Annotated in this window: 12 protein-coding genes and 1 pseudogene; 1 reads left to right on the top strand and 12 read right to left on the bottom strand. The window is 69.1% G+C overall.

Annotation, left to right across the window (positions count from 1 at the left end):
- From map to CUT39_RS16230, 11 genes are all read right to left on the bottom strand, one after another.
- Window positions 1–840, bottom strand: a complete 840-nt coding sequence (gene map, locus CUT39_RS16180) for a type I methionyl aminopeptidase (RefSeq protein WP_100448439.1) — start codon at window positions 838–840, stop codon at window positions 1–3.
- Window positions 841–843: 3 nt separating this feature from the next.
- Window positions 844–1,482 (bottom strand): adenylate kinase, encoded by a 639-nt coding sequence (locus CUT39_RS16185; protein ID WP_100448441.1) that lies wholly within the window; start codon window positions 1,480–1,482, stop codon window positions 844–846.
- A 19-nt stretch (window positions 1,483–1,501) separates the two neighbouring features.
- On the bottom strand, window positions 1,502–2,839 hold the full coding sequence (gene secY, locus CUT39_RS16190; protein WP_100448443.1) for a preprotein translocase subunit SecY: 1,338 nt from the start codon (window positions 2,837–2,839) through the stop codon (window positions 1,502–1,504).
- Window positions 2,840–3,101: 262 nt separating this feature from the next.
- Window positions 3,102–3,575 (bottom strand): 50S ribosomal protein L15, encoded by a 474-nt coding sequence (gene rplO / locus CUT39_RS16195; RefSeq protein WP_100448445.1) that lies wholly within the window; start codon window positions 3,573–3,575, stop codon window positions 3,102–3,104.
- Between the two features lie 2 nt (window positions 3,576–3,577).
- A complete protein-coding gene (gene rpmD / locus CUT39_RS16200) occupies window positions 3,578–3,760 on the bottom strand; it encodes a 50S ribosomal protein L30 (RefSeq protein ID WP_100448447.1) in 183 nt (60 codons plus the stop codon).
- 16 nt (window positions 3,761–3,776) lie between these two features.
- Window positions 3,777–4,400 (bottom strand): 30S ribosomal protein S5, encoded by a 624-nt coding sequence (rpsE, locus tag CUT39_RS16205; protein ID WP_408611163.1) that lies wholly within the window; start codon window positions 4,398–4,400, stop codon window positions 3,777–3,779.
- 202 nt (window positions 4,401–4,602) lie between these two features.
- Complete coding sequence (locus tag CUT39_RS16210; protein ID WP_157930751.1) at window positions 4,603–5,520, bottom strand: hypothetical protein; 918 nt, start codon at window positions 5,518–5,520, stop codon at window positions 4,603–4,605.
- Window positions 5,521–5,539: 19 nt separating this feature from the next.
- Window positions 5,540–6,442: a carbohydrate ABC transporter permease gene (locus CUT39_RS16215; protein WP_100448453.1), complete on the bottom strand. Its 903-nt coding sequence runs from the start codon at window positions 6,440–6,442 to the stop codon at window positions 5,540–5,542.
- A 9-nt stretch (window positions 6,443–6,451) separates the two neighbouring features.
- On the bottom strand, window positions 6,452–7,375 hold the full coding sequence (locus CUT39_RS16220; protein WP_100448455.1) for a carbohydrate ABC transporter permease: 924 nt from the start codon (window positions 7,373–7,375) through the stop codon (window positions 6,452–6,454).
- Window positions 7,376–7,416: 41 nt separating this feature from the next.
- Window positions 7,417–8,814 (bottom strand): N-acetylglucosamine/diacetylchitobiose ABC transporter substrate-binding protein, encoded by a 1,398-nt coding sequence (gene ngcE / locus CUT39_RS16225; protein ID WP_100448457.1) that lies wholly within the window; start codon window positions 8,812–8,814, stop codon window positions 7,417–7,419.
- Window positions 8,811–9,773: a MurR/RpiR family transcriptional regulator gene (locus CUT39_RS16230; RefSeq protein WP_100448459.1), complete on the bottom strand. Its 963-nt coding sequence runs from the start codon at window positions 9,771–9,773 to the stop codon at window positions 8,811–8,813. The genes ngcE and CUT39_RS16230 overlap by 4 nt, the downstream gene beginning before the upstream one ends.
- A gap of 132 nt (window positions 9,774–9,905) precedes the next feature.
- On the opposite strand from CUT39_RS16230, the gene CUT39_RS16235 reads away from it, so the two are divergent.
- On the top strand, window positions 9,906–10,859 hold the full coding sequence (locus tag CUT39_RS16235; RefSeq protein WP_100448461.1) for an N-acetylglucosamine kinase: 954 nt from the start codon (window positions 9,906–9,908) through the stop codon (window positions 10,857–10,859).
- Window positions 10,860–11,129: 270 nt separating this feature from the next.
- Here the strand turns inward: CUT39_RS16235 and CUT39_RS21315 are convergent.
- Window positions 11,130–11,498, bottom strand: a pseudogene (locus CUT39_RS21315) (hypothetical protein); the annotation flags it as partial.

The following is an 11,498-nucleotide window of genomic DNA, read 5'->3' on the forward strand; positions in this document are numbered from 1 at the left end:
TCATCTTGCAAGAGCCATGCTCGCGACCCGGTCCCCCAGCATCGCCGCCCCGCCGTCCGGAGCGGTCAGCACCCAGACCCCGTCCTCGCACAGCGCGATCGTGTGCTCGGTGTGAGCGGCGACCGAGCCGTCGTCGGTGACGATCGTCCAGCCGTCGTCGAGCTCGGCGGTACCGGGCTCGCCCAAGGTGATCATCGGCTCAATCGCCAAGGCCAGGCCCGGCCGCAGCTTCGGGCCCTCCTTGGGCGAACCGTAGTTGAGCACGTGCGGGTCCTGGTGCATCTCGGTGCCGATGCCGTGGCCGCCGAAGCCGGTCACGATCCCGTAGTCCCCGGCGGCCTCGACCGCGCGCTCGACGGCGTTCGAGATGCCGCCGAGGCGCTTGGCCGTGGCGGCCGCCCGGATGCCCGCCCACATCGACGCCTCGCAGGCCTCGCGCAGCGCGGTCAGTTCCGGGGCGACCCGGCCGATCTCGATGGTGATGGCGGCGTCGCCGTGCCAGCCGTCGAGGACCGCCCCGACGTCGACCGAGAGCAGGTCGCCCTCGGACAGGACCGCTTCCTCGGAGGGGATGGCGTGGACGACCTGGTCGTTGACCGACGAGCAGATCGAGGCCGGGAAGGGGCCGGAGCCGATGTCGTAGCCCTTGAACGAGGGGACCGCTCCGGCACCGCGGATGACGTCCTCGGCGATCCGGTCGAGCTCTGCGGTCGAGACCCCGGGCCCCGCGGCCTCGCGCACGGCCCGGTGGACCTCGGCGACCACGAGCCCGGCGGCCCGCATCCCGGTGATCTGCTCGGGGGTCTTGTACTGGATCGCCCGGCGGCGACGGCGGAACATCCGCTACTCGGCGTCGGCGCGGATGGCGGACATCGCCCGCTCGGTGACCGCATCGACCCCGCCCACGGCGTCGATGCGCACGAGCTTGCCGCGCTCGGCGTAGTAGCCGACGATCGGCGCGGTCTGCTCGGCGTAGACCTTGAGGCGGTTCTTGATCGTCTCGGGCTGGTCGTCCGAGCGCTGGTAGAGGTCGTCGGAGTCCGGGTCGGGCGGCGGGTCGAACTCGAGGTGGTAGACCTTGCCGGTGGACTTCGAGACGCGGCGTCCCGACAAGCGGCGCACCACCTCGTCGTCGTCGACGGTCAACTCCAGCGCCAGGTCGAGCGCCCGTCCCTGGGCCTCGAGCATGCGGTCGAGGACCTCGGCCTGCTCGGTATTGCGGGGGTAGCCGTCGAGCAGGAAGCCTCCGGCGGCGTCCTCGGCGGCCAGCCGCTCGGCCACCATCTTGTTGGTGACCTCGTCGGGCACCAAGTCGCCGGCGTCCATGTACCGCTTGGCCTCCAGGCCCAGTTGGGTGCCGCCGGAGACGTTGGCGCGGAAGATGTCGCCGGTGGAGATCTTGGGGACGCCGAGCTCGCCGGCGACGATCTCCGCCTGTGTGCCCTTGCCGGCCCCGGGCGGGCCTACCAATACCAGTCGCAAGTGTGCTCCTCCCTCCCTGCTATCGCAGGAAGCCCTCGTAGTGGCGCTGCATCAGCTGGGACTCGATCTGCTTGACCGACTCCAGGCCGACGCCGACCATGATCAGCACCGAGGTGCCGCCGAACGGGAACTGCGCGAACAGTTGCTGGTTGCCGAACGCGATGATGGCCAGGTTCGGAAGGATAGCGATCGTGGCGAGGTACAGCGAGCCGGGGAAGGTCAGGCGTGACAGGACTCGCGAAAGATAGGTCGCGGTGGGCCTGCCGGGCCGCACGCCGGGGATGAACCCGCCGGCCTTCTTCATGTTCTCGGCGACGTCGTCGACCTTGAAGGTGATCGAGACGTAGAAGTAGGTGAAGAAGATGATCAGCGCGGCGTAGGTCAGGATGTACACCCACGAGCCCTGGTTGATCAGGTGCCGGTCCACGAAGCTGGCCCAGCCCGATTCGGTGTTCTGGTTCAACTGGAGGAACAGCGTCGGGATGTACAGCAGCGAGGAACCGAAGATGACCGGGATGATGCCGGCCTGGTTGACCTTCAAGGGGATGTAGGTCGAGGTGCCGCCGTACATGCGCCGGCCGACCATCTTCTTGGCGTACTGGACCGGGATGCGCCGCTGGGACTGCTCGATGAACACGACGGCGACCATGATGGCGATGCCGACCGCGAGGATCGAGGCGAACATGAACCAGCCCTCGGACTCGCGCAGCGCCCAGAACTGGCCGGGCATCTGGGCGGCGATCGAGGCGAAGATCATCAGGCTCATGCCGTTGCCGACCCCGCGCTCGGTGATCTGCTCGCCGAACCACATGATCATCGCGGTGCCGGCGACCATGACGGCCACGACCGAGACGACCGACAGCCAGTAGGGCGCGCCGGCATCGGTGCCCGACAGGTCGGGCAGGATCGGGGTCGGACACTCGGTGTTGAACAGGATGCCCGAGCGTGCCAGCGCGATGTAACCGGAGGCCTGCAGCAGGGCCAGGCCGAGCGTCAGGTACCGGGTGTACTGGGTGATCTTGGCCTGCCCCGGCTGGCCCTCCTTGCGCAACTGCTCCAGGCGCGGGATCACGACCGTCAGCAACTGCATGATGATCGAGGCGGTGATGTAGGGCATCACGCCGAGGGCGAACACCGACAACTGCAGGAGCGCTCCACCGGTGAACAGGTTCAGGAGTCCGAACACGCCCGTGTCGTCGTCGGGGGCGGCGTCCAGGCAGTTCTGCACCGCGGCATAGTCGATGCCGGGGCTCGGCGTCTGCGCACCAAGACGGTACAGCGCGATGACCATCAAGGTGAACAGGATCTTCTTGCGCAGATCTGGGGTCCGAAACGCGCTGATGAAGGCGGAGAGCAAAGCAGTTCCTCCTGAACATGCCCCTACCGGGGGGCCTCCGCCGGGTCCGCTGGCTGCGGCGCCCGACGCGGTTGCAAGTGGGCGTGTTTTCTTGGTCCAAGCGAGGGGCTCACACGCCGAGGTAGACGGTGGTCCTCGATACGGGAGCCTAGCAGGCGTTGCCAGACGCAGAGCATTCGGCATTCACCATGACGAAACGGGCCGGAGTACACTCCGGCCCGTTTCGCGGATCACACGTTCGAGCTGGGTACGGCCGGTGCGGCTACTGGCCGACCGGCTCCCCGGTCTTCTTGTCGATCACCGTGGTCGTGCCGCCGGCGGCGGTGACCTTGGTGGTGGCCGAGGCCGAGAACGCGTGCGCCCTGAGGTCGAACTTGACGCCTTCGACCTCGCCGGAGCCGAGGACCTTGATGAGCTCTTTCTTGTTCAGAACGCCCTTCTCGATCAGCTCGGCCGGTCCGACCGCGCCGCCCTCGGGGAAGAGCTCGACCAGCCGGTCGAGGTTCACCACCTGGTAGACGGTCTTGTTGTACGGCTTGAAGCCCTTGAGCTTCGGGATGCGCCGCTGGAGCGGCATCTGGCCGCCCTCGAAGCCCGGCTTGACGGTCTTGCGGGCCTTGGTGCCCTTCGTGCCGCGCCCAGCGGTCTTGCCCTTGGAGCCCTCACCGCGACCCACGCGGGTCTTGGCCTTCTTGGCGCCGGGAGCCGGCTGCAGGTCATGAATGCGGATCGCCATGACTACTCGACCTCCTCGACTTCGACCAGGTGACGGATGCTGTGGACCATGCCGCGGAACTCCGGACGGTCTTCCTTGACGACCGACTGGCGGATCTTGCGCAGGCCGAGGGTCCGCATCGTCTCCCGGTGCTTCGGCTTGGCGCCGATGGTGGAGCGGACCTGGGTGATCTTGAGACTTGCCATGTGCTTCAGATCCCCCTTACGCCTGCGGGGCCTGGGCGGCCTCGGCGCGGGCGCGCAGCAGGCCCTGGGGAGCGATGTCCTCCAGCGGCATGCCGCGGCGGGCCGCGACGGACTCCGGGCTCTCGAGCTGCCTGAGCGCGGCCACCGTCGCGTGGACGATGTTGATCGCGTTCGAGGAGCCGAGCGACTTGGACAGGACGTCGTGCACGCCGGCGCACTCGAGCACGGCGCGGACCGGCCCGCCCGCGATCACACCGGTACCGGCGGAGGCGGGCTTGAGGAGCACGATGCCGGCGGCGTCCTCGCCGAGGGCCTCGTGCGGGATGGTCCCGCCGATGCGGGGCACGTCGAAGAAGTTCTTCTTGGCCTCCTCGACGCCCTTGGCGATGGCGGAGGGCACTTCCTTGGCCTTGCCGTAGCCGACGCCGACCTTGCCTTCGCCGTCGCCGACGACGACCAGCGCCGTGAACGCGAAGCGGCGGCCGCCCTTGACGACCTTGGCCACGCGGTTGATGGTGACGACGCGCTCGATGTGCGGCGATTTCTCCGCGCGGTCGCGGCCGCGGCCGTCTCGACCGCGGCCGCCGCGACCGCGGCGATCGCCGCCGTCCCGGCCGCCTTGCTGCTGTTGATCAGCCACGAGACTGATTCCTTTCACTGCTCAACGCCGGCCTCTCGGCCGACTCGCTTCGATTCTCTACCCCGGTGGGGATCGGACCGGTGGTCCGATGGAGCGTGCGCCTGAGCGCAACCTCTCGATTATGCCTGCTCAAGCCCGGCGCGCCCACGTCCGGGTCCGGGGTGAGGCGGCGGACACAGCCCGCGCCCGGCCCCGGAGCGGGTCACTCCGCGGCGGCGGCCTCCCAGCCGACGTCGGACAGCAGCGCACTGAGCTCGTAGCCGGCGTCGGTGAAGTCCTCCCCCACCGCGCCGAACAGCGGGGCGGGGTCGAAGTAGGCGATGGACCCGTCGCCGGAGGCCTCGGTGAAGACGTGGAGCTTGAACCGGTCGGCCACGCCGATCGCGGGCGAGGTCTCGTAGAGGTCCGAGGCGTAGACCTGGGAGCCGTCGCCGGCGGCCCGGTAGGTGAGCGTCCCTCCGTCGTATCCGCCGCCGCCCGAGTCGTAGGTTCCCGCTCCGAGGAGCGCCAGACCGCGGGCCTCGGCCGTGCCTTCAAGCGCCTCGAGCAGGTCGAGGGGCGCGGTATCGGATTCGATCCGGGTGTAGGTCAGGTCGGCCGACGCGCCCGGTTCCGGGGCGCTGCCGGCCGCGTCGGCGACCGCGGCCCCCACCTCCTCGCTCAGGCTCGCACCCAGTTCACCCGGATCGGCGTCGTCGACCGCCGCCACCATCTGGGCGGGATCGAAGTAGCCCACGCGCGAACCCGAACCGTCGGTCCAGACGTGGACCGGGACCGGCAGCGCCGCGCCGATCCCGGTCGTGTACAGCTCCTCGGCCGGCACCGCGTCGGAGCCGGGGTGGACGTTGAACGTGCAGGTGCCCTCCTCGGAGTGCGAGTCCCGTTCCGCATCGGACTCCCGCCGGTCGAACGCGGATTCGAGGCCGTCGCAGACCGCGGCGAGTTCCCGGTCGGAGGCGGCGGTCATGAGATCGGCGGTCGGCGTCTCGTATTCGGAGTCGGGCCCGAACATTCGGTCGTCGGTCGGCACCGGAGGCTCGGGTTCGGGTTCGGCCCCGGAGGTGCAGCCCGAGGCCAGCGCGGCGGCCAGGATCATCGCCGCCATTCCGGCTCTGGTCATGGGGTGGGTTCTCCTCGTGTCACTTGATCGCTCCCGCCGTGAGTCCGGCCTGGATCTGACGCTGGAAGATGATGTAGGCGACGAAGATCGGCACCATCGCCATGACGGTACCGGCGAACAGGGCGCCGGGATCGCCCTCGTATCCCTGCCGCAGCGCCAGGTTGGCCAGACCCTGCGAGATCACCGCGTCTTCGGGGTCGTTGAGCAGCACCAGGGGCAGCAGGAACTGGTTCCACTGGCCGATGATGTTGAAGATGGTGATCGCGACCAGACCCGGCTTGGCCATCGGGAGCATGACCTGGAAGAACAGGCGGTAGTGCCCGGCGCCGTCGATGAGGGCGGCCTCGGCGACGCCGGTCGGCAGGGTCCGGAAGAACGCGGTCAGGAAGAACACGGTGAACGGCAGCGAATAGGCGATGTAGACCAGGATCAGGCCCGGATAGGTGTTGAGGAGCCCGACGTTCTGGAGGGTCTTGAACAGCGGGAACAGCGCGAGGAAGACCGGGAACATCATGCCGCCGGCGAACACGAAGTACAGCACCCGGTTGCCGGGGAAGCTGTAGCGGGCGATCACGTAGGCGGCCATGGCCCCCAGCAGCATCGTGCCGGTCACCGAGAACACCATGACCTGGACGGTGTTGAGGAAGTAGTCGCCGATGTTGCCGTTGTTCCAGGCGTTGACGTAGTTCTCCCACTGCGGGGTCGCCGGCAGGCCGAGGGGGTCGGAGGCGATCTCGCGCTCGGTCTTGAACGAGGCCACCAGCACCCACACGACCGGGACGACCACCATGAACGCCCACAGCCACAGGAAGCCGTGGGAGAACACGTTCATGACCCGGCCCTCGGTCCGGGTCGGGGCGGGGCGCTCGGGGCGCGCGGGCGGGGCCGCGGGCTCGGTCTGTTCGGGGGTCCGGATGGCCATGCTCGCTCCTCAGTACTCGATCCGCTGATGCCTGCCGATGCGCAGCGCCACGACCGCGAGCGTCAGCGCGACGAAGAACAGGACCACGCCGAGCGCGGAGGCGAAGGCCTGCTCGCCGTGCTTGAACGCGTATTTCCAGATGACGCCGCCGACGACCTCGCTGCGGCCGTCGGGGCCGCCCCGCTCGGGAGTCATCATGTAGATGAGCACGAACACGTCGAGCGCGATGATGCTCAGGTAGATCCAGGCGGTCTGCACCGACTCCCACAGCAGCGGGAGGGTGATCCGGAAGAACAACTGGAAGCGCCCGGCGCCGTCGATGATGCCCGCCTCGTAGAAGTCGCGCGGGATCGAGGCCATCGCCGAGGAGAAGAACACCAGGTAGAACCCGACCGCGCTCCATACCAGCACCCCGATGACGGAGGCGAGCACCAGGTCCTTGTCGGCCAGGAAGCCGTTGTCCGGCGCGGGCAGCCCGATCGCTTCGAGCCCGCCGGCTATGAGGCCGCCGAAGCCGGGCGGCGCGTACACCTGCTTCCACAGGATCCCGATGATGGCCAGCGAGAGCACCTGGGGGAAGAAGAAGACGATCTTGTGGAACTGGGCCCCGCGCACGCCCTCGATGCGCCCCTGCCTGGACCTGCCCCCGATGTTCAGCATGAACGCGAAGAACAGGCCCATGGCGATGGTGACCAGCGGCAGCACCAGAAGGATGATGCCGGTGTTCCTGATCGCCGGAATCACGAACCGCTCGTCCTTGAACAGGTTCAGGTAGTTGTCGAACCCGATGTAGTCGAACTGGTTGGTGGAGCCGCTCCAGTCGGTGAACGATATCTGGAAGGCCTGGGCGAACGGCACGAGCACCAGCCAGGCGTACAGCCCGACCGGCAGCGCCAGGAAGCTCAGGATGAACGGGTACTTTCCGTGTCTCATGGGTGAACTGCTCTCCGGTTCCCAGGCCCTCCTGCTCCGTGCTAGTCGTGGGTGAAGTGCTCGATCGAGTCGTCGTCGGCCGTCTCGTCGGCGACGGTCTGCATCCGGTCGAGGAACTCCTCGGGAGTGGACTCGCCGGACATGAGCGAGCCGAGCGCGGGGCGCACCTCCTCGTCCATGCGCGAGTACCAGAAGCGGAACTGCGGCTGGAACAGGTCGTCGGGGTTGGACACCAGTTCGTCGGTGAGCTGGGCGGCCAGGTTGTCCAGTTCGACCCCCTCGACGACGGTGGCCGCCGAGACGGTGTCGCCGAAGATCTGCGCGCCCTCCTGGGACAGCATGAGGCGCAGGTACTCGTAGGCGCCCGGCTTGTTGGCCGCCTTGTCGGGGACGATGAACGGCTCCTCGCCGCCGGCGCTGATGAGGCCCGGCTGGACGCTGCCTTCGAGGTACGGCACGCCGATCGGGGCGTACTCGAAGTCGTCCGGGGCGATCTCCCGCTGCTCGTTCGGCAGCCAGGACCCGACCGGGATGAACGCGGCCTCGCGGTTGTTGAACGCCGTCTGAGACTGGATGTGGTCCAGGCCCGGCGCGCCCTCGAGGACGTAGCCGTCCTCCCAGAGCTTGTACATCGCCTCGGCGGCCATGCCGACCGAGTCGTGCCCCCAGGCGTCGGGCTCGAGGTTGTCGATGGCCTTGAGCACGTCGACTCCCCCGTGGCGCCCGGCGAGCATCAGGAACATGTCGTACAGGTACACCGGATGCACGCCGGTGTAGACCCACGGCGCGATGCCGGCGGCCTGGATGTCCGGGCACAGCTCCAGCATCTCGTCCCAGGTGGTCGGCGCCTCCCAGCCGTGGTCGGTGAACAGCTTGTTGTCGTGCCAGATCGTCCACGCCGAGAAGGCGTAGTTGAGCGCGTAGACCTCGCCGTTGAAGGTGCCCTTCTCCAGCGAGCCCGCGCGGAGGGTGTCGCGGACGGTCACGTTCGGGTCGTCGAACGAGGGGGCGTCGAGCAGGGGCGTCAATTCGGCCAGCTCGCCGTCGTTGATGAGTTGGTCGATCGGGATCTCCTGCGCGCCCGAGTTGTCGATGACGTCGGCCGGCCGGCCCTCGGCGAAGCGGGGCTGCTGAGTCTCGGCGATCTGCTGGGTGGCCAGGTGGCTGATCTCGGCGTCGGGGTAGAGGCGGTTGTACATCTCCTGGTGTTTGACGGCGTATTCGTTGCCGAAGCCGCCGTCGAAGATGACGACGTCGAGCGGCGCGGATCCGTCGACCCCGAACGGGTTCTCATCGTCCCCGCCGACCTCGACGTCCTCGGTGTCGGCGTCCCCGCCGCTGGTCGCGCAGGCGGCCAGGGAGGTCGCGGCCAGTCCGGCCGCGGAGGTCCCCAGGAGGCCGCGGCGGCTGAAGTGGGGGTTGGGTATCGGCTTCCTCATGGGCTTCTGCTCCTTGGGTTCTGTAAATCGGCGCGTGGTCTCAGTGGTCTGTGGCCCACGACGGCCCTGGCGCGGGACTCGAGGGCCTCCATCGTTTCGGGGAACCTCCGCTGCGCCACCGCGATGTGGACCAGGTCGGCGACGAGCAGTTGGGAGTGCCGGGCGGCCAGCAGGTCGGCGCGGAACCCGGTCTGGCGGGTGGCCGAGGCCAGGCACACGTCGGCGACCTCGGCGATCGGCGAGTCGGGGTAAGCGGTGACGGCGACGGTGAGCGCGCCGCGGCTGGCGGCCTCGGTGAGCATCTCGATGGTCTCGGCGGTCGCGCCCGAGTGCGAGGCGGCGATCGCGACGTCGTCCCTGCCCAGGAGGGCGGCGCTGGCCAGCGCGTCGTGGACCTCGGTCCAGGCCCAGGCGGCGACGCCGGTGCGGTAGAAGCCCATCTGGAGTTCGCGGGCCACTATGGCGCTGGTGCCGACCCCGTAGACGTCGACGCGGCGGGCGTCGGAGACGGCGCCGGCGACCCGTTCGACCGCTTCGAGGTCGAGGGTTTCGACGGTGTCGCGCAGGATGGCGGCGTCGACGGTGATCAGTTGCTTGAGGACGCGGTCGAGGGGGTCGTCGGGCTCGATCTCCTGGCCGATGTTGACGTCCCAGCCGGTTTCGGTTCGGGCGGAGTTGCGGCCGGTCTCGGTGGCGATGGCGACGCGGAGTGCGGCGTAGCCGTCGTAGCCGAGGTGGCGGCAGAATCGCGTGATGGTTCCCGGAGAGGTTCCGCTGAGTTCGGCCAGGTCCATGATCGTGGCGTGCGCGGCACCCTCGGGGTCGGCCAGTACCTGATCGGCGACGCGGGTGAGGGCTTCGGAGAGCTCGCCGGACTGGCGGCGGATGCGTTCGAGCACGCCGGCCGGCGACGCCGAGCGCTCGACGTCGTCGGGCGTTTCCGCACCGCTGCGGGGCATCGTGTGGCCTCCCTCACTTACGAAACTCAAGAAAAACTATTATCCATGACAGGCATATGTCAATACCTCAAGAATTTTTATTACAGATGATCGGACTGCGGTCGGGTAACGACCGTCGAGGAGAATGCCGTCATGCAGACACCCTTGTTCCTCGGTATCGACGCGGGCGGAACCCGCACCCGGGCGGTGCTCCTCGACGGCGAGGGCGCGGTCCTCGGTACGGGCGAGTCCGGGCCGGCCAACCTGGTCGGGCCGGAGCACGAGCAGGCGACCCGGCGCATGGCCGAGGCGTCGCGCGCCGCGCGCGGGCCGATCGGCCCGGATCGGATCGGCGCGGTCTGCGCTGGAGCGGCCGGGATGCTGTCGCTGGCCGAGCCCGGCCGCTCCGGCGAGGAGCTGCGCGGCGCGCTGGGCGTCGAGGCACCGGTCCGGCTCGTCACCGACGCGGTGGCCGCCTTCGCGGCGGGCACGGTCGAGCCTGCGGGCACGATCGTCATCGCCGGTACCGGCGCGGTGGCCCTGGCGGTGCGGGGGCACACCGAGGTGACCGAGCGCGCCGATGGGCACGGCTGGCTGCTCGGCGACGCCGGATCGGGGTTCTGGATGGGACGCGAGGCGGTGGCCGCGACGCTGCGGCACCTGGACGGGCACGGTCCGGGTGGGCCACTGGTGCAGGCGGTCATCGCCGAGATCTCGCCGTCGTCGCGGACCTCGGCATCGGTGGTCGGCCTCTGCATGGCCGACTCGCCGGTCCGCCTGGCGCGCTTCGCGAGGGTGGTGTGCGAGGCCGCGGAGGACGGGGACACGCTGGCCGGGGGCATCGTGGACGGAGCAGTCCGACACTTGGCTGCGACCGCGGGAGCGGTGGCGGACAACGGCCTGCCGATCGTGCTCGCGGGCAGCCTGCTGTCCCAGGAGACGCCGGTGACCGTAGCGCTGCGGGGGCGGCTCGCCGAGGAACGGCCGGATTCGGAACTCGTGACCGCCGCTGAGCCGGTCAAGGGAGCCGCCTGGCTGGCCGCCCGCGATCTCCTGACCGACCAGGACGCCCGGAAGCGCCTCCATCGGCGACTCACTGACGAATAGGGACTGGAGTTCGCGTCGGAGAGCCAGCAACGTGCGACGCGGCGACGACGGGCAGGTCGTATTCGGGAGTCTTGTAGTTCTGGCCCCCTTGCAACCCTTGAGGTCGTCGGTCGGCCGACCGGCCACAAGGCCCGCTTGTAGGCGGTGAAACTCTCCGGCTGTCGGGTCGTGGATGGTGCCGATGGACGAGGCGGCGACAGCGAGGTGGGAGGACGGTCGGAGTGCGTGTTCGTGGTCGGGTCCGATCGATTGGGCGTGAGGCCGTGGCGGTCACGGTGGGGCGATCGGCCCGTGGTGGTGGGGTTGGAGTGGTGCGGGGCTGTGCGCATGGGGAGGTGCCCGACCGGGTGTTCCCGGTTCGGGCTCGGCGGTATCGGCCTTGCTCCCCGCCGCGGTTGCCCGCGGCGGGCGGCCTAAGAAGGGAATGAAATCGTCGGCCGAGTGGAGTTCGCCTGTGATCGCAGGCGGATTCGTCGCTGGTGGAGAGTACGTCTCGGGTGCGGTTCCGGTGATCGACTCGACCTCGGCCAGGTCGATGAACCGTGCACCGGGCGGCGGGACCAGGTCGGGCGAGTCGGCCTCGGTGCTGGCTGCGGCGGCGTCGCGGAGGTCTGCGGCCAGTCCCGGCCCCCACTCGGC

It is taken from the genome of Glycomyces xiaoerkulensis, assembly GCF_002798405.1.
In the GTDB taxonomy this organism is placed as follows: Bacteria; Actinomycetota; Actinomycetes; order Mycobacteriales; family Micromonosporaceae; genus Glycomyces; species Glycomyces xiaoerkulensis.

Excerpts from the sequence above, each read along its gene's own strand:
- map (WP_100448439.1), bottom strand. The coding sequence starts at position 840 with ATGTTCCGCCGTCGCCGCCGGGCGATCCAGTACAAGACCCCCGAGCAG.
- rplO (WP_100448445.1), bottom strand. The coding sequence starts at position 3,575 with ATGGCGATCCGCATTCATGACCTGCAGCCGGCTCCCGGCGCCAAGAAG.
- rpmD (WP_100448447.1), bottom strand. The coding sequence starts at position 3,760 with ATGGCAAGTCTCAAGATCACCCAGGTCCGCTCCACCATCGGCGCCAAG.
- CUT39_RS16210 (WP_157930751.1), bottom strand. The coding sequence starts at position 5,520 with ATGACCAGAGCCGGAATGGCGGCGATGATCCTGGCCGCCGCGCTGGCC.
- CUT39_RS16215 (WP_100448453.1), bottom strand. The coding sequence starts at position 6,442 with ATGGCCATCCGGACCCCCGAACAGACCGAGCCCGCGGCCCCGCCCGCG.
- CUT39_RS16220 (WP_100448455.1), bottom strand. The coding sequence starts at position 7,375 with ATGAGACACGGAAAGTACCCGTTCATCCTGAGCTTCCTGGCGCTGCCG.
- ngcE (WP_100448457.1), bottom strand. The coding sequence starts at position 8,814 with ATGAGGAAGCCGATACCCAACCCCCACTTCAGCCGCCGCGGCCTCCTG.
- CUT39_RS16230 (WP_100448459.1), bottom strand. The coding sequence starts at position 9,773 with ATGCCCCGCAGCGGTGCGGAAACGCCCGACGACGTCGAGCGCTCGGCG.
- CUT39_RS16235 (WP_100448461.1), top strand. The coding sequence starts at position 9,906 with ATGCAGACACCCTTGTTCCTCGGTATCGACGCGGGCGGAACCCGCACC.